We start from the raw sequence: 16,646 nt of genomic DNA on the forward strand, positions 1-16,646 counted from the left end.
ACTATAGAGGGGCAAGGGGAGGAAACAGAATCTAAAGAGCAGTGGGGAACAACGGAAGAGTTAGAGAAAAACCCAACTCCAGAAAACCCAAATGTAACGGAAGAAGAAAATAATTTACACGAATCAAAAGTAAAAGAACAAGAAAAAATAGAAGAACGTAAGAAAACATTACCACAGACTGATGGGCATGTGTCATACCTACCATATATAGGTGGAATGTTGTTAGTATTTGCTTTATTAATACTAGTAATAAATAAAAGAAAATGGAACTAAAATGATGTGACTATTTGAACGGGCTATTAGAAGATAATAGTCCGTTTTTTTCAATTCACTCTATCTATCATATCTTTCGAGAGGACTCCCACCTCTAAACATATGTGAAGGTGGTGAGGTGAATCAAATGGAGTGAATAGAGAATACGATTGCTGAGTGTGTAATGTTTTTATGCGAAGGGAATCAAAAAGTGACAATGAGACAAAAATGCCATTTATAAAAATAAAGAAATTGGTATCGTACCAGCTACTCCAAGAGTCTTTTTTTTCGTCAAAACAAATAGTGCTAAACCTACTACCATACCAATTGCTGCAACGCCAAAACCAACATGGAAGTTATATTGTTGACCTAATGTACCAACAACTAAAGGAGCTACAAGAGCACCTAAATTAATGCCCATATAGAAAATACTAAAACCAGAGTCTCGACGTGTATCTGATTCATGATATAAATTTCCAACGATGCTAGAGATATTTGGTTTTAATAATCCTGTCCCAAGTATTAAAAATACCATAGAAATAAATAAAGTAATGATACTACCCGGCAATGCTAGAATAAGGTGGCCAATCATAATTAAAACCCCACCCCAAAAGACTGTTTTACTTGAACCGAGTAAACGATCAGAAACCCAGCCACCGATAACACTAGACATGTATAATAGAGAGCCGTAAATTGCCATGATGGAAGTGGCAGTAGCTTGATCAATTCCTAATCCACCTTTTGCAATGGAATAGTACATATAGTAAAGTAAAATGGCTCTCATTCCATAATAAGAAAACCTCTCCCAAAACTCGGTGAAAAATAAAGTGAATAAACCTTTAGGGTGACCAAAAAAGCCCGTTTGAGGGATATTCTCCATCATTGTTTGTTTTTCTTTCATATCCATAACGCTTTCTCCTTCGTATATTTATATATTATTTTAGTATAACGTAAATGTTGAGGATTGAAAGCAGAATATTGAAAGGTATCTCGTACTTGAATTTTGTAATTACACTTGGAAATTAGAAATTCTGCTTATCGTGAAAGGGTTGAAGGATGAGCAATATAGCTCATAAAAGAATATTGCTGATGTATAATTTTTTTCTTATATAATGAATGATGTGCCTGTAGTCTTAAAAAATCGAATCATTTTGGTTTGTTAATTGTAATCATCCCTATGTAAGATTTTATGAATATGTTATTAAAAGCATCAGGATAAGATGCCTTGTTCATCAATTATCTGAAATAATTGGTGAATGCCACCTTGTTCTACTAAATGTGGAGCGTTTTTTTCTGCAACAACGAATGCTTCGCTAGGGTAAGTCCGTATAATAGAAAGTCTATCGATTTTATCGCCAGCGTCTTCGTATAACCGAAATAATATAGCTTTCGTATGTCTTGTTTCCTTCAATAATTCGTAGTCTATGCGTGCCTTTTTTACTGAGGATTCAGTTACTTTTATCATGGTAGCACCTCTTTCAAACTAATCGTAAACGCTCATAAAGAGACATTAGATTTTTCGAAATTCATTTAATAAGCATACGTATAAAAATCAACATTAAGAGCAGTTGAATTTACATTTAACCCTAAAAGTAGGTCGTATTGTTCATTTTGTAAAGACATCTTTAACTCGTAAAGATGTCTTTTTGGTGTTCGTATTTAATCAATCAGCGGCTAATACAAAATTTAGGATCTTCTAATTTTCATTGTGTAAGAGCTGAGTGGCTTTTGCTTCCTTTTTCTGTCCTTTTAAGAAAAACGATACAACGAGGGCAATAATTATAAAGATTAACCCGAGCATGAATGCCCCTTGGAATCCCGATGTTAAGCCGTTTAACTTTTCTACTGGATTCATTGGGTTTGTTGAGTTTTGCATATATTCAGTTGTACCTGAAGACATTTTAGATATAAATATAGCCGTACCAATTGCACCAGCTACTTGCTGTAATGTATTAAAGAGCGCTGTGCCGTGTGGGTAAAGCTCTGGTGTCAATTGATTTAAACCATATGTTTGTGCTGTCATCACAAACATGAGCCCAACCATTAATATGCTGTGCATTAAGATAATTTGTGTCAATGTTGTCTCTGGATTAATGCCCTTGAATAGCCACATTGCAATAGCTACTAATACAAGGCCAGGGATGATAATAGCCTTTGGACTAAATTTATCAAATAATTTACCTGCAATCGGTCCCATTATGGCGCTAATAATACTCCCCGGTAGCATGATGAGCCCTGATTTAAAGGCTGTAACAAGTAAAACGGTTTGTAAGAACATTGGTAATAAGGTCATTGTTGAAAACAGTGACATCATGACGATGACTATTAAACCAACTGATAAAGTAAACATTGGAAATTTAAATGCTCGTAGTTCTAAAATTGGATTATCGATTTTTAATTGACGAACAACAAAAATGAATAACGATATAATCCCGATAATTAAAGTGTAATAAACCTTCGGATCTGACCATCCTAAATCACCTGAAGAACTAAAGCTATATACAATACCACCGAAACCTAATGTTGATAAAAGAATGGATAAGTAATCAACTTTTGGTTGTGTTAACTCGGTGACATTTTGAAGGTACTTCATTCCAATTAATATGGAAATGATTACGATAGGAATAACAAGGTAGAATAACCAGCGCCAGCTAAGTGAATCAACGATCATTCCGGATAATGTAGGACCAATTGCTGGGGCAGACATCATAACAAGTGCGATTAAGCCCATTGTGGCACCGCGTTTTTCAGGTGGACAAATAATTAAAATCGTATTCATTAGTAATGGTGAAATTAAACCAGTAGCGATTGCTTGGACAATACGACCGATTAATAAAACGGAAAATGTCGGTGCGAACCCAGCGATCAATGTACCGACTAAAAATGTTAACATGGCCGTTAAGAACATTTGTCTTGTTGTGAACCATTGTTGGAGTAAGGCTGTAATTGGTACTAAAACTCCAACAACTAACATGTAAGCTGTAGAAAGCCATTGAATTGTTGAAGCTGTGACATCAAATTCTCTCATTAATACGGTTAAAGCATTACCGAGTAACGTCTCGTTTAATAATGCGACCATTGCACCTAAAAGTAATGCAATTAAAATGGGGGCATGTTTAATATTAGAAGTGTCAATTTTACTACTTGTAGAGCTAGTAGTTGTTATATTCATTTATTGATTTTCCTCTCACTTTCTTTATTTTTAATACATTTGTATACAAAAGATCACATGTAATATAATATACATGTGTAGATTAAAAGATAAAGAATCAATTTTCAGTAGTTGTATAATTAATCTACAGAAAAGGAGAAGTGTAGATGAAAAATAATGAGGAACAGCTGGATTTACGTGTTAGACGTACACATAAGCTATTGTGGGAGTCTTTATTTGAATTAATGACACAGTCAAAACAGAAATATAGTTCCATTACCATCAACCAAATCTGTGATCGTGCGATGGTGCATCGAACAACATTTTATAAACATTTTGAAGATAAAGATGGGTTATTGGCATTTGGATTTAAACAATATCAAGAGAAAGCTTTTACTATACCACTTTTAGATCGATTAACTAAACCGTTTCAAGTGATGGAACAGTTCTTGCAACATGAAAAAATTGGTAAAATATTAGAGTCACAAATGGATGATGAACAATTTATTAGCTTCATAAATTATCAAACTCGTGAAATGAAGAAACAGGAGAATCAAGAATTAAATCGGATTTGTAAAAATCATACGATACCAATGGAGTTAATTATCGAATTTTATTCGGGGGTAATTACAACATTAAGTGCATGGTGGCTTCAAAATAGAAAAAATGTTTCAGCAGAAGAAATGGATAGATACTTTCATGAAATGATTAATCAAGATATTTTTCAATTGAAAGAGAATGAATGAATACTCCCCCATTTAACTTCGTTTGAAGCAGGGGTACTCTTTCGGTAAAATCTGATAGAGACATTTCTGAGACAGGGGATGTATGGAAGTATGATTTAACACTTCTAAAATTTATATGTTAGGATAATTTTGCTATAATGTATGAGTATGAGTTACATATAGAGGAGTGCTAGAAAATGCGATCATTTAATGTCGATGAATTTATTGCCAGTGTCTTACAATGGATATTAAATATAGCCCTTATCATATTATCCATTGTTTTATCTATCTTTTTAATTAATGAAACGATCACATTTATACAATACATATTTTCCACAAAAAAATATACGTCCTATAAATTAGTTGAAAGTATTATTGTTTACTTTTTATACTTTGAATTTATTGCATTAATTATTAAGTACTTCAAATCGAATTATCACTTTCCGTTACGTTATTTTATTTATATTGGAATTACAGCGCTAATTCGATTGATTATCGTTTCTCATGAGGAACCACTTGAAACATTATTATATGCAGGTGCTATTCTTATTTTAGTTATTGCTTTATATATATCTAATATGAGGGATTTGAAGAAACATTAAATAAAGAAGTAGTGCAAGCCAAGCAGTTGGTTCGCACTACTTTTTTTATTATAGTGATGAAAAGAGACAAAACGCATATTTACTTCCTCCTTGACCTTCAAGTTACTTGAAGGATTAGAATGTGAGTAGAGAGCTGTAAAGGAGCGTTTTGAAATGAAAACTGTTAAGAAATTAAGTGGAAGAATGGAGATTGAAAAATGAGTCAAGAACTTAAACTGCGCCCATTAGAACGAGAAGATTTGAAATTTGTTCATGAACTTAACAACAATGCACATATTATGTCTTATTGGTTTGAAGAACCGTATGAAGCTTTTGTGGAGTTGCAGGATCTATATGATAAGCACATTCATGATCAAAGTGAACGCCGGTTTATAGTAGAAAAAGATAATAATATGATTGGGTTAGTTGAATTAGTGGAGATTGATTACATTCATCGAAGAACAGAATTTCAAATTATCATTGATCCAAAGTATCAAGGATATGGTTATGCAGCGTGCGCAACCCGTTTAGCGATGGATTACGCCTTTTCAGTATTAAATATGCACAAACTTTATTTAGTAGTGGATAAAGAAAATGAAAAGGCTACGCATATTTACAAAAAAGTCGGCTTTATCATTGAAGGTGAGTTGCAGGATGAATTTTTCGTTGATGGTGACTATCATAATGCGATTAGAATGTGCATTTTCCAACATCAATATTTAGAAATGAAATCATAAGTTTTAATGTATGATGAAAAATAAATATTTATTTCATGTACCGTTTTAAATATATAAAAGGAAGCATAACTTAGGGTTATGCTTCCTTTTTTGATTGTCCAAGGGTATGCTTCATCGTTAGTAATAAACAAAGAAGGCTCAATCTTTATAAAAAGATGGGCTTTTTTGTCTAATCATACATCCAATTATAAGTTTTTGATAGTAGAAGGCTAATATCAAAAAGAAAGTAATGATAAAGCTTTGAATGGATTAAATTTCCGTACATCAGACATAATAATGCTTAAGAAATTCCAATTAGGGTGAGAAATCGCAGTGTCAACTGCGGATATTGGGTGATTAAAATGTGGAAAACGCTTGTTTCTTATCTTCCAGATTGGAAAGTGTTTGTGCAAACTTTTATCGTATTTTTCGTTCCTTATGTGACCTCAAGAGTTTTTAGTTGGATCCGTACATTAGAGAAAGAGTGATGAGGATGAAAGAGAAGGAATCAAAGATGGAGCAACAAACCGATACATATCAGGATAAGCCTTTTCAAAACGTAACAGATTATTTTACAGGCGATTTTACCTTGGATCTAGAGCTTGTAAAAAAAGAAGTTAGTTATAACTCGGATGCCCACTTTCGAGAGTTTAACATAGGGGGGACAAATATTCGAGCGGCGCTTGTTTTTGTGGAAGGACTGTCGGATAAGGATCTCATTAATATGCATATTTTGAAGTCATTGATGTTTAATTTTTATGAAGAATATAAGAGTGCACCATCTTATGTGGAGGGTACCATTTCAAAAGAGTTTATTAAGAATCGCGTCCTTTCTATTAGTGAGGTAGAAGAAGTCTATTCTATAAAAGAGTTGATGGCAAAAGTGTTGATAGGTTCAACTGCACTTTTAGTTGATGGATTAGCAGGTGTATTAATTCTTGGTACAAAAAAAGGGAAAACACGCAATGTTGAAGAGCCCATATCAGAGGGATCAGTTAGAGGTCCACGGGTAGGTTTCACAGAAGTTTTGTCTGATAATACCGCTCTTTTACGGCTACATGGCGAAAATGAGGGATTGTCATTAACAAAATTTCATGTAGGAGAGCGGGCAAAAAAAGAGTTGGTTATTGCCTATATGAAAGAGATTGCTGATTCGGAATTGGTAGAAGAGGTTAAGAAAAGAATTCAGAAAATCAATATTGATAATGTGCCAGAATCAGGATATGTGGAGCAGCTCATCGAAGATAATTACCTCAGCCCGTTTCCACAAGCACAGAGTACGGAGCGCCCTGATCGCGTCATCGCAGCGTTGATGGAAGGGCGTGTTGCGATTTTATTGGATGGAACACCTTTTGCCCTGATTGTTCCAGTTACATTTAGCATGCTGATGCAATCGCCGGAAGATTACTATGAACGTTGGATTCCAGGTACGTTTATCCGTTTATTGCGCTTTGGAGCAGCTATTATTTCTCTTTTTGCACCTGCTTTGTACATTTCCTTTATCTCATTTCATCCTGGATTAATTCCGACCAAGTTGGCTATTTCAATTCTTGGGGGACGGGAAGGAGTTCCGTTTCCTGCAATTATAGAGGCATTATTTATGGAAATAGCCATCGAAATTTTGCGGGAAGCAGGGCTACGCCTGCCTAAGCCGATTGGTTCAGCGATGGGAATTGTCGGTGGATTAATCATTGGACAGGCTGCCGTAGAAGCGGGAATTATTAGTCCAATTATGGTAATTGTAGTAGCGGCCACTGCTATTTCTTCCTTTGCGCTCGCTCATTATAGTGCGGCAATTCCACTACGGATCCTTCGCTTTGTAGCCATGTTTTGCGCTGCCATATTTGGACTATACGGAGTCATTCTGTTTTTTCTCGTTCTATGCAGTCATATAGCGAGATTGAAGAGTTTCGGCGTACCCTATGCCAGTCCAGCTGTTGTTTATCATTTAAGTGATTGGAAAGATTTCGTGATTCGCATGCCACTTCAAATGATGAAACGCCGTCCCAAAATGATGAATATGAAAGATTCGATACGAAAAGGAAGTGAAGAGGGGTGATTACCAACTCTAAAGATCGAATTCCGACTTCGCAAGCGGCTGTCATTCTTATCAATTATATACTCGCAGTAGGAATTCTCACCTTGCCTAGAACAGCTGCTGAGAAAGTAAACACACCAGATGTTTGGATAACCGTTATTTTAGGCGGGTTAATTGCGATGGTTGCAGGGATAATCATGGTCAAATTAAGTCAACAATTTCCTGGAAAAACATTTTATCAATATAATCAAGAAATTGTAGGGAAATGGGTAGGAGCGATACTTAGTCTATTTATTGTAGGTTACTTTTTTATGCTTTCTTCATTTGAAGTCAAAACGCTGGAAGGAATAACAAGTTTCTTTTTACTGGAAGGAACACCTGGGTGGGCTATTATCATGCCATTTATGTGGGTGAGTCTCTATTTAAACCTAGGCGGAATAAACTCAATAGCACGTTTATTTGAAATTATATTTCCAATTACAGTCTTTATTTTCTTGCTCACTTCCTTTATGAGCATTGGAATATTTGAGATAGACAATCTTCGTCCTGTATTAGGGTTAGGGATTATCCCAGTACTAAAAGGTTTAAAAACAACAACGCTTGCATATTCAGGTGCCGAAATTATGTTGCTCCTTTTGGCATTTATGAAACAACCACGCCAAGCTGTAAAAGTCGTTCTAATCGGAACTGCTATTCCCTTAATTTTTTATGTCACTACAGTTGTGATGGTTATAGGAACGTTTTCTGTCGATGGGGTATTAATGAGAACATGGCCTACGATCGATCTTATGCGAAGTTTTGAACTCCCTGGTTTGATATTTGAGCGATTTGAGTCTTTATTACTTGTGGTATGGATTATGCAAATCTTCGCGACTTATACAATTTGCTATTATGCTGCTGCTTTGGGACTGGCACAGCTCTTTAATAAAAATATCCATTCCTTCTTGTATGGGTTACTCCCGGTTATTTATATCGTTTCTCAAATTCCGAAAAACATTAATGATCTATTTAAATTGGGAGATGTGATTGGTAATGCGGCGATGATATTGTTTGGTATCCTACCACTGCTTCTCCTTGTAATTTCAAGATGGAGGAAGAGAAAGAATGAATCGAAGTGTGAATAATATACGACTTCTTTTGGCTTTATCATCAGTTCTTTTGCTTCTGGCTCTTACAGGGTGTTGGAGCAGTCATGAAATTGAAGAGCAGGGGTTCGCGGTAGGGTTGGCATTTGATAAAGGGAAGGAGACGAAAGTTGAGAAAGAGATAGAAGAACATGGAGGAGGTTATCGAAAAAGAAATCTTATAACATCGACCTATCAGTTTGTTAAACCAGAATTATCAGGTAAAGGAAAGGGTGGAGGGGAACAACAAAAAGCCTACACGAATATTTCTGAAACCGGAGATTCTCTTCATCAATCGATTCGTGAAGTCGCATTAAGAAGGCAGCGTCCTATAATCTTTCATCACACGAAAGTGATTGTTGTTAGTGAAAGTCTTGCACGAATGTATAGTTTGAAGCAGTTACTGGATATTTATATCCGTGATAATGAGATGAGACCAAGTTGCCTCGTGTTAATTAGTAAAGGACGAGCTAGTGAGACATTGAAATCGAGGGAAGCAGGAGAAATTCCAGCGTTCATTTTGCTTGGAATTGCGGATAATCAATATAGATCATCACGGATTTTACCTCCCATGCCGCTTGCTAAATTACCAGGGAAGATAAAATCAGGGGCTAGTTTTCTTTTGCCAAATGTGATTTCGGTAAATGGAGAAGTGAAATATGCGGGGGCTGCCGTAATAAAAGGAAAGACAAAAAAGCTACGAGGTTTTTTGAATGAAAATGAATTAGAAGGCTTAACATGGATAACTGGAAAAGGAAAAAGCGGTTTGGTGAAAAGTTTTGATGAAAAGACAAGAAAACCCATCTTGTATGAAGTGAAATCTATGAAAAGCAAAATCCAACCCCACGTTAAAGGAAATAACATCTCTTTTGATGTGAACATCCAATCAGAGGGACGGCTATCTGAAAACTGGGTCCCTTCAGGAGAACCTTTTGAAAATAAATTTCTAAGAAGTGTAGAAAAATCTGCGGAACAAGAAGTGAATCGATTGGTGAAGCGGACATTAAAAAAAATTCAAAAGGATTATCAAGTTGATGTTGCTGGCTTCGGTAACAGATTAAAAATTGAGTACCCAAAAGTATGGAAAAAGGTTGAAAAAGACTGGGATAAAACATTTAGTAAGCTTCCAATCAAATATAGCGTAAAGTTAACTATTGAGGACTATGGTACGGAAGGGATTTAGAAGTGAGATTCTTTATTGCATGACATAGTATGAGATAAATGAAAAAATGTTGGTGGAATAGTGAGTGACCTTCCGCCAACATGTTTTATGTTTACAATTTCCTATATGAAAGTTGAAAATACGTATATATTCTCTTTATAAAGCTATTCTTATTTCTCTACATATTTTCTTCACGCGCTCTTTATAATGTAGTTCTTTCTCAGGTATTTTCAGCCGATCAATAAAAAGGTTAGCTAGCATCACTGCTGTGTCCAGTTGATAAAACGAGCGGACAATAGGAGAAAGAGATTTGAAAATGTCCTTGTTTCCATACCCTTCTTTAAATTCCTCCCAATTGAGTTCATTCGTTTCTAATATTCTCATTAAGTCTAATAGTGGATGACCAATCAAAGCATTATCCCAGTCAACGATTGCTTTTATTTCTCCGTTATAACCAATGAGGTTCACAGGTCGAATGTCCATATGTAGCAATCTTTTTAAGGAATCTCCTTCTTTTAATATTTGTTCAATTTCTGTTTCATTTGGTAACTGAATGTTATAATTCGCGATTCGATTGAATGCTTCTATTCTTGTTACAAGGCGTTTAGCGAGTAATTTACTACAAGACTCCTCATTTTCATTTTGATAAGGTAAATCCTGAATTGATATATTGTGGAGCTTGCGAGTGATTTCCCCAATTTTGCAGGCGGAAACAGGGGTAGAATCAGTTGCTACATAATTTGAAATTAAGAAATCTAATTCTGTAGAAAGGTGTAATCCATGAATTTCTGGTACCGAAAGGCCTTTGGAAAAGCAAAAATTAGAAAGTGTAGCTTCTTTTTGTAAGGAAATTCGGCTACTAAACACCCCGTCATTTAGGTTGTTCACTTCACGCTCCCAAGGTACACGGAAAGCTAATGGGCCTTTTTCAGAATCGCCCCGAAAAACAACGTTTTGTACACCATTTCCTATGATGTCTAAATGTTTTACTGCTAGGTGTGGATACGTGTCAGCTAATATAATGTATAACTTCTCCTTTAATTCCTCTGCCTTGGACTGCGTATGAATCATTTTATCCCTCCTTATTTGCAAGAATCGAGTTTGGAGTATTCTGTTAATTTCATATTATCATATATGGTCTTTAGAGGAATGGAATATAAGTATTAGATAAAAAGGAAAAATTAAACCAATTGATTTTCTTCTCATTATCTGCCAAGCTTAAGAAGACAAAATACTTCAGAGAAAGAAATGTATAGGTGACGAATATGATTGAAATCAAGACTTCCACATTGAGCGATGGAGAATTTAATAGAGGAGTATTTGCAACACGTGATATAAAAAAAGGTGAACTTCTACATGAAGCACCAGTTATCTCTTATCCGAATGAAGAACATCAATTTATAGAGAAAACACTACTTGCTGACTACGCATTTGAGTATGGGATAAATCATTCTGCAATCCTTTTAGGATACGGTATGCTATTTAATCATGCTTACAAGCCAAATGCGACGTATGAAATTAACTTTGATAATCATACATTTGATTTCTATGCTTATAAGGATATAAAAGCAGGGGAAGAGATTCTGATCAACTACAATGGTGACGTTGATGATGATGAGTTACTATGGTTTGATAAGGAGAAAGAAGAAAACGATAAGTAATTAAGTGTAAAAAGAGCACATTCAGTTGGATGTGCTTTTTTGCATGAAATAAAAAAAATTTTGAAACCAAGCTGGCTTTTTATCTATCTAATAAGTGAAAGGAGGGGATACAATGGATGAAATAAAATTAGTCAAAAAGGCAAGGAAAGGTGACGATGCAGCTTTCGAACAGCTCATTCATCTATATCAAGATCAGTTGTACCGCACTGCGTATCTGTATGTACAGAATAAAGAAGATGCACTGGACGTTGTGCAAGAAACGGTGTATAAAGCGTACTTATCCATAGAACAATTAAAGAAACCAAACTATTTTTTGACATGGTTGACACGTATTCTTATACATCATGCCTATCAGTTATTAGGTGAAAAGAAAAAAGTGAAGAAGCTAGAGGATGGAAGAGAAACAGATACATATGGCGGGATGCCAAACAAACTACATCAAATTGAACAAAATATTGATTTGCAGGAAGCGATTCAAAGGTTGGATGAAAATTATCAAACAGTAATCATTTTATATTATTATTATGATTTTTCAATTAATAAAATTGCTTGGCAAATGAATATACCGGAGGGAACGGTAAAGACGTATTTGCACCGGGCGAGAAAGTCTCTAAAAAAATTATTAGGGGGGAGTGATGAGAATTGGATAAGCAGTGGTTTAATGACGAAGTAAATAAAATTGATGTTCCGAAACAAGAATTGAATCTGGCTATACAAAAAGGGATTGTTAGGGCAAAGGCAGAAAAACCGGTTAAAAAGATATATAAGAGAAGAAAAATTGCTGTGTTAACTGCAGCTTCAATCTGTATAGGGATACTAGGCTCAGGATTTGTATTTCCACAAATGACTCGTGTATTAGCGGAAGTTCCGATTATTGGGAAAATCTATTCGCATTTTCATGATTCAATTGGTCAAAATCTGTCAGCAAGTAAGCTTGTAACCGAACTAAACCAGCAAGCGGTAAGCAATGGGATTAGTGTAACGATGAACAGTGTGTATTATGATGGTGGTAGAATTGGGATTACATTTAAAGTAGATAATCCAGATGAAGTAGAGTTAAAGAATACTGTTGCCAATGGTTTTTACTATAATTTTAAACTAGTTGATGGAAGCGAGAAATGGGGGCGTGCAGCTTCATTTGATGGGAAAATTACAAAAGACGGTTGGTTTGGGAATATACACATTAATTATCCAGAAAAAGAGCTTCCTAAAAATACTACATTACCAATTACGATTACATCGATTGGAGACACAAAAGGAATTTGGAAATTTGATATTCCCGTACAACAATTGGAGAATAAAATGATTCATCCTCAGCAATCCGTAAGTAGTGAAGATAAAGAACATACATTGAACTTTGAAAAGATTACAGTTGGAAAAGGGTCTGTTGCCATTGATTATAAAGCGATATATCCACTTGCTGGAGAGAATGATTTGGCAAGAATTGAGAAGGTGACGGATGATAAAGGTAATGAAATGGATTTTAAAACATCTGGGATTGAATTTGGAAGAGAAAAGGTTGGAAATCAGGTTGAATCTGATGAAAGGTCTATTTTTGGACAAGTTCCAGAGAACGCAGAATTTATTACGCTACATCCAAATGTGAGGTTATCTGAAAAGCCATCTATTCAGTCTTTAAATCAAAAGACACCATTTGAAATAAAAAGTGCTCGTAGTGATTTAAAGGTTGTCGTCAATAAAATTCAGCATAAAAAACAGCGATTAATCGTGCAATATACACTTCAAAATGCCGATACAAAACATAAGTCTATGGATGAATTGATCAATTGTGGGGAAGTTATGAATTTAATGGATTCTTCATATGTAGATAAGGAATTTGCACCAATTGGTCATGTGATAAAGGGAAGCGATGTGAAGGTATTGAATAAGGAAAAATTACAATTCCAAGCAACATTTCAGCTAGATGGGGAATATGGTGTGAAGAATTTTAGTTTAAAGAATTATGTATTAGAAGTAGAGATGTCACCATATCATCCTGAAAAATCATTACCGCCAGTCAAAATTCAATTAAAATAATCGAAAAAAGGATGCCCTTAACATATAAAGCGGCATCTTTTATATTACAACAGCCTTACATTTTTATAATGCCTATTCTTGATGTGACAAAATATCGACATTTTTATCAGTTTGAAAAGTTCCTTCTTTAATCATATTTTTTCACATTGACATGCGATATAATAGAGTTTTGTAAAGGAAGAGATTAGATTTCAAGTTTCTTTGTCTTAAACTTGGTTATACCGGAAAATTTTTGAAGCTAAAGTTTTCTTCTCGATTTTTTGATAAGATAGAGACGGAAGCTATCTTACTAAACTATTTAGGTAATCTATGTGGTGGCCGATTATCTACTTATTTTCAGCATGGCATTACATGTAGTGTAGTAAATGAACTTGTAAGCGGAATGAAAGAGAATAAGGAAAATGGTTTTAAGAATGCTGGAACTATCGAGAGGATAGGCCATTAATTATTAATAGAAATAGAGGAATCATAGAATGAATATGCAGGAAGTATATAAATATTTACGTACAGTATTACCAGAAGAACATGTAAAACAAGATGAAATGTTAAAGAATCATACGCATATAAAAGTAGGTGGAAAAGCAGATATATTTGTACAGCCTACTACCTATACTGAAATTCAACAAGTTGTACAGTATGCAAATGAACATAACATTCCAATTACGTTTTTAGGAAACGGCTCTAATGTGATTATAAAAGACGGTGGTATTCGCGGGATTACAGTAAGTTTAATTCATATTACAGATGTGACTGTGACAGGAACAAAGATTGTAGCACAATGTGGTGCGGCGATTATTGATGTATCACGAATTGCGTTAGATCACTGTTTAACAGGACTTGAATTTGCTTGTGGTATACCTGGTTCAGTTGGAGGAGCGTTATACATGAATGCCGGTGCATACGGCGGTGAGATTGCGTATGTGTTAACGGAAGCTATTGTAATGACAGGTGATGGAGAGTTACGTACTTTAACGAAAGACGACTTTGATTTTGGATATCGTAAAAGTACATTTGCTAACAATCATTACATTATACTTGAAGCGAAATTTGAACTTACAGAAGGTGTACGTGAAGAGATTAAAGAAAAGATGGATGATTTAACGTTTAAACGTGAATCCAAACAGCCTTTAGAGTATCCTTCATGCGGTAGTGTATTTAAGCGCCCGCCAAATAACTTTGCTGGTAAGCTTATTCAAGAATCAGGACTGCAAGGAAAGCGAATTGGCGGCGTAGAAGTTTCAATAAAACATGCTGGGTTTATGGTAAACGTTGATAATGGAACCGCGCAAGATTATATCGATTTAATTCATTTTGTACAAAAAACAGTTGAAGAAAAATTCGGTGTGAAGTTAGAGAGAGAAGTAAGGATTATTGGAGAAGATATACAATAATCTTTGAAATAAAGGCGCATAAAAATGCGAATTATTTCAAAATACCTTTTGGTTATTATTGACAATGAATTATAAATTCAATATAATGGCTAATAATTTAACATATGAAATACGTTGAAAGAGCCCAGTAGCAGTTTGTCACTGTTATCGAGAGAGCTAGGGGTTGCTGGAACCTAGCACAAACAAACTTGTGAATTACACTCTGGAGTATCTTAGGTAATGCTAAGCGGAGTAGCAATCGATATTATTGCTAAGAGTGGTATGAATAGTAATATTGGCGCTATTCGTGCAATCTGGGTGGTAACACGGTTCATAATCGTCCCTATGTCTAGTGTAGACATAGGGGCTTTTTGTTTTTTATAGGAAATTTAAATTAAAGGGGATGGAAAGACATGAACATTATTGATGAATTAGAATGGCGCGATGCTGTTAATCAACAAACAGATGCTGAAGGGTTACGCAAACTAGTAGAAGAGAAAAAGATTTCCTTATACTGCGGTGTCGATCCAACTGGTGACAGTATGCATATTGGACACTTAATTCCGTTTATGATGATGAAACGGTTTCAATTAGCTGGACATCAACCAGTTATTTTAATTGGAGGGGCAACAGGGACAATCGGTGATCCAAGTGGACGTCAAACAGAACGTCAGTTACAAACATTGGAACAAGTACAACATAATGTGGATGCATTAACAGCGCAAATGAAAAAGCTATTTGACTTCGGTGGCAATAGTGAAGTGAAAATGGTAAACAACTATGAATGGACACATCAAATCAATATTATCGAGTTCTTACGAGATTACGGTAAAAACTTTAGTATAAATAGTATGTTAGCGAAAGATATAGTGGCTAGTCGTCTAGATACAGGGATTTCATTTACAGAATTCACATATCAAATTTTACAAGCGATGGATTTCCATCACTTATACAAAGAAGAAGGTGTCCAATTACAGATTGGTGGTAGTGACCAGTGGGGGAACATTACGAGTGGTTTAGATTTAATTCGTAAATTAGAAGGGCATGAGGCAAAGGTATTTGGATTAACAATTCCGTTATTACTAAAATCAGATGGTACGAAGTTTGGTAAATCAGCAGGCGGAGCAGTATGGTTAGATTCTGCAAAAACAACGCCATTTGAGTTCTACCAGTTCTGGGTGAATACAGATGATCGTGATGTCATTAAGTACTTGAAATACTTTACGTTCTTAACGAAAGAGAAAATTGATCAATTAGCAGTTAAAGTTCAAACGGAGCCTCATAAACGCGAGGCGCAAAAAGTATTGGCTGAAGAAATGACAAAATTTGTTCATGGTGAGCACGCACTTTCGCAAGCATTAAAAATTACAGCAGCGTTATTTAGTGGGGATATTAAATCATTAACTGCTGATGAAATTGAACAAGGTTTTAAAGATATGCCAACTTTCCATACTTCAAAAGAAACAAAAAATATTGTCGAGTGGTTAGTTGATTTAGGAATTGAACCTTCTAGACGTCAAGCGCGCGAAGATATTAATAATGGAGCAATCTTGATGAATGGAGATAAAGTAACGGATGTGAATATAGATGTTACGGCAGAAAATTCATTCGATGGAAGATTTATCATTATCCGTAAAGGTAAAAAGAATTACAGCTTGGTGAAATTAGGAGCATAGAATTTGGATATAGGGTGGAAGTGAGGAGAGATCCTTGCTTCTACTTTTCTGTATACACAATTTCGCCACAAAAAAATCAGTATATTAGGACTATTAAAGAGGTTTATCTAGCCTTTTTGCCGAATAAACATAATATAGATAATTACGGACAAA

Annotated in this window: 16 protein-coding genes, 1 pseudogene and 1 other annotated feature; of the genes and pseudogenes, 13 read left to right on the forward strand and 4 right to left on the reverse strand. The window is 35.1% G+C overall.

All coding sequences use genetic code 11. The annotated features are described in order from the left end of the window. Positions 1 to 273: LPXTG cell wall anchor domain-containing protein (locus CN288_RS06550; RefSeq protein WP_141527932.1), on the forward strand; the 273-nt coding region annotated here is incomplete at its 5' end. Between the two features lie 238 nt (positions 274 to 511). Here the strand turns inward: CN288_RS06550 and CN288_RS06555 are convergent. The 3 genes and pseudogenes from CN288_RS06555 to CN288_RS06565 form a co-directional block, all read right to left on the reverse strand. Then, positions 512 to 1,153 (reverse strand): annotated as a pseudogene (locus tag CN288_RS06555) (peptide MFS transporter); the annotation flags it as partial. A gap of 309 nt (positions 1,154 to 1,462) precedes the next feature. Next, positions 1,463 to 1,717, reverse strand: coding sequence for a hypothetical protein (locus CN288_RS06560; protein ID WP_090694830.1), 255 nt, complete (start codon positions 1,715 to 1,717; stop codon positions 1,463 to 1,465). A gap of 231 nt (positions 1,718 to 1,948) precedes the next feature. Beyond that, positions 1,949 to 3,424, reverse strand: a complete 1,476-nt coding sequence (locus tag CN288_RS06565) for an MDR family MFS transporter (protein ID WP_098302006.1) — start codon at positions 3,422 to 3,424, stop codon at positions 1,949 to 1,951. Positions 3,425 to 3,570: 146 nt separating this feature from the next. On the opposite strand from CN288_RS06565, the gene CN288_RS06570 reads away from it, so the two are divergent. The 6 genes from CN288_RS06570 (at position 3,571) to CN288_RS06600 (ending at position 9,770) form a co-directional block, all read left to right on the forward strand. Further along, on the forward strand, positions 3,571 to 4,149 hold the full coding sequence (locus CN288_RS06570; RefSeq protein WP_098302007.1) for a TetR/AcrR family transcriptional regulator: 579 nt from the start codon (positions 3,571 to 3,573) through the stop codon (positions 4,147 to 4,149). A gap of 176 nt (positions 4,150 to 4,325) precedes the next feature. Further along, positions 4,326 to 4,730, forward strand: a complete 405-nt coding sequence (gene psiE, locus CN288_RS06575) for a phosphate-starvation-inducible protein PsiE (protein ID WP_026594104.1) — start codon at positions 4,326 to 4,328, stop codon at positions 4,728 to 4,730. 197 nt (positions 4,731 to 4,927) lie between these two features. After that, positions 4,928 to 5,446, forward strand: a complete 519-nt coding sequence (gene speG, locus CN288_RS06580; protein WP_026594105.1) for a spermidine N1-acetyltransferase — start codon at positions 4,928 to 4,930, stop codon at positions 5,444 to 5,446. 493 nt (positions 5,447 to 5,939) lie between these two features. Continuing rightward, positions 5,940 to 7,484, forward strand: a complete 1,545-nt coding sequence (locus CN288_RS06590) for a spore germination protein (protein ID WP_441296549.1) — start codon at positions 5,940 to 5,942, stop codon at positions 7,482 to 7,484. Continuing rightward, positions 7,481 to 8,587: a spore germination protein gene (locus tag CN288_RS06595; RefSeq protein ID WP_090694840.1), complete on the forward strand. Its 1,107-nt coding sequence runs from the start codon at positions 7,481 to 7,483 to the stop codon at positions 8,585 to 8,587. The genes CN288_RS06590 and CN288_RS06595 overlap by 4 nt, the downstream gene beginning before the upstream one ends. Beyond that, a complete protein-coding gene (locus CN288_RS06600) occupies positions 8,568 to 9,770 on the forward strand; it encodes a Ger(x)C family spore germination protein (RefSeq protein WP_090694843.1) in 1,203 nt (400 codons plus the stop codon). Before CN288_RS06595 ends, CN288_RS06600 begins: the two co-directional genes overlap by 20 nt. 135 nt (positions 9,771 to 9,905) lie before the next feature. Here the strand turns inward: CN288_RS06600 and CN288_RS06605 are convergent, their stop codons facing one another. After that, positions 9,906 to 10,820 carry a phosphotransferase family protein gene (locus tag CN288_RS06605; protein WP_098302008.1) on the reverse strand — a complete coding sequence of 305 codons (915 nt, stop codon included), beginning with the start codon at positions 10,818 to 10,820 and terminating at the stop codon, positions 9,906 to 9,908. Positions 10,821 to 11,014: 194 nt separating this feature from the next. On the opposite strand from CN288_RS06605, the gene CN288_RS06610 reads away from it, so the two are divergent. The 6 genes from CN288_RS06610 (at position 11,015) to tyrS (ending at position 16,493) form a co-directional block, all read left to right on the forward strand. Beyond that, positions 11,015 to 11,410, forward strand: a complete 396-nt coding sequence (locus tag CN288_RS06610; RefSeq protein ID WP_139265614.1) for an SET domain-containing protein — start codon at positions 11,015 to 11,017, stop codon at positions 11,408 to 11,410. Positions 11,411 to 11,522: 112 nt separating this feature from the next. Then, positions 11,523 to 12,083: a sigma-70 family RNA polymerase sigma factor gene (locus CN288_RS06615; RefSeq protein WP_026594111.1), complete on the forward strand. Its 561-nt coding sequence runs from the start codon at positions 11,523 to 11,525 to the stop codon at positions 12,081 to 12,083. After that, on the forward strand, positions 12,053 to 13,447 hold the full coding sequence (locus CN288_RS06620; RefSeq protein WP_026594112.1) for a DUF4179 domain-containing protein: 1,395 nt from the start codon (positions 12,053 to 12,055) through the stop codon (positions 13,445 to 13,447). Before CN288_RS06615 ends, CN288_RS06620 begins: the two co-directional genes overlap by 31 nt. A gap of 232 nt (positions 13,448 to 13,679) precedes the next feature. Then, positions 13,680 to 13,892: a hypothetical protein gene (locus CN288_RS28205; RefSeq protein ID WP_141527933.1), complete on the forward strand. Its 213-nt coding sequence runs from the start codon at positions 13,680 to 13,682 to the stop codon at positions 13,890 to 13,892. Positions 13,893 to 13,920: 28 nt separating this feature from the next. Next, positions 13,921 to 14,838, forward strand: a complete 918-nt coding sequence (gene murB, locus CN288_RS06625) for a UDP-N-acetylmuramate dehydrogenase (RefSeq protein WP_026594113.1) — start codon at positions 13,921 to 13,923, stop codon at positions 14,836 to 14,838. 105 nt (positions 14,839 to 14,943) lie between these two features. Next, positions 14,944 to 15,165: a binding site (T-box leader), on the forward strand. A gap of 65 nt (positions 15,166 to 15,230) precedes the next feature. Continuing rightward, a complete protein-coding gene (gene tyrS, locus CN288_RS06630; protein ID WP_098302009.1) occupies positions 15,231 to 16,493 on the forward strand; it encodes a tyrosine--tRNA ligase in 1,263 nt (420 codons plus the stop codon). Positions 16,494 to 16,646 lie beyond the last annotated feature (153 nt).

It is taken from the genome of Bacillus sp. AFS023182, assembly GCF_002560575.1.
Classification (GTDB): domain Bacteria; phylum Bacillota; class Bacilli; order Bacillales; family Bacillaceae_G; genus Bacillus_A; species Bacillus_A arachidis.

What these genes read in the sequence shown, in the direction of transcription:
- tyrS (WP_098302009.1), top strand. Translation starts at nt 15,231, where the DNA reads ATGAACATTATTGATGAATTAGAATGGCGCGATGCTGTTAATCAACAA.
- CN288_RS06590 (WP_441296549.1), top strand. Translation starts at nt 5,940, where the DNA reads ATGGAGCAACAAACCGATACATATCAGGATAAGCCTTTTCAAAACGTA.
- CN288_RS06565 (WP_098302006.1), bottom strand. Translation starts at nt 3,424, where the DNA reads ATGAATATAACAACTACTAGCTCTACAAGTAGTAAAATTGACACTTCT.
- CN288_RS06570 (WP_098302007.1), top strand. Translation starts at nt 3,571, where the DNA reads ATGAAAAATAATGAGGAACAGCTGGATTTACGTGTTAGACGTACACAT.
- CN288_RS06560 (WP_090694830.1), bottom strand. Translation starts at nt 1,717, where the DNA reads ATGATAAAAGTAACTGAATCCTCAGTAAAAAAGGCACGCATAGACTAC.
- murB (WP_026594113.1), top strand. Translation starts at nt 13,921, where the DNA reads ATGAATATGCAGGAAGTATATAAATATTTACGTACAGTATTACCAGAA.
- speG (WP_026594105.1), top strand. Translation starts at nt 4,928, where the DNA reads ATGAGTCAAGAACTTAAACTGCGCCCATTAGAACGAGAAGATTTGAAA.
- CN288_RS06615 (WP_026594111.1), top strand. Translation starts at nt 11,523, where the DNA reads ATGGATGAAATAAAATTAGTCAAAAAGGCAAGGAAAGGTGACGATGCA.
- CN288_RS06605 (WP_098302008.1), bottom strand. Translation starts at nt 10,820, where the DNA reads ATGATTCATACGCAGTCCAAGGCAGAGGAATTAAAGGAGAAGTTATAC.
- CN288_RS06600 (WP_090694843.1), top strand. Translation starts at nt 8,568, where the DNA reads ATGAATCGAAGTGTGAATAATATACGACTTCTTTTGGCTTTATCATCA.
- psiE (WP_026594104.1), top strand. Translation starts at nt 4,326, where the DNA reads ATGCGATCATTTAATGTCGATGAATTTATTGCCAGTGTCTTACAATGG.
- CN288_RS06610 (WP_139265614.1), top strand. Translation starts at nt 11,015, where the DNA reads ATGATTGAAATCAAGACTTCCACATTGAGCGATGGAGAATTTAATAGA.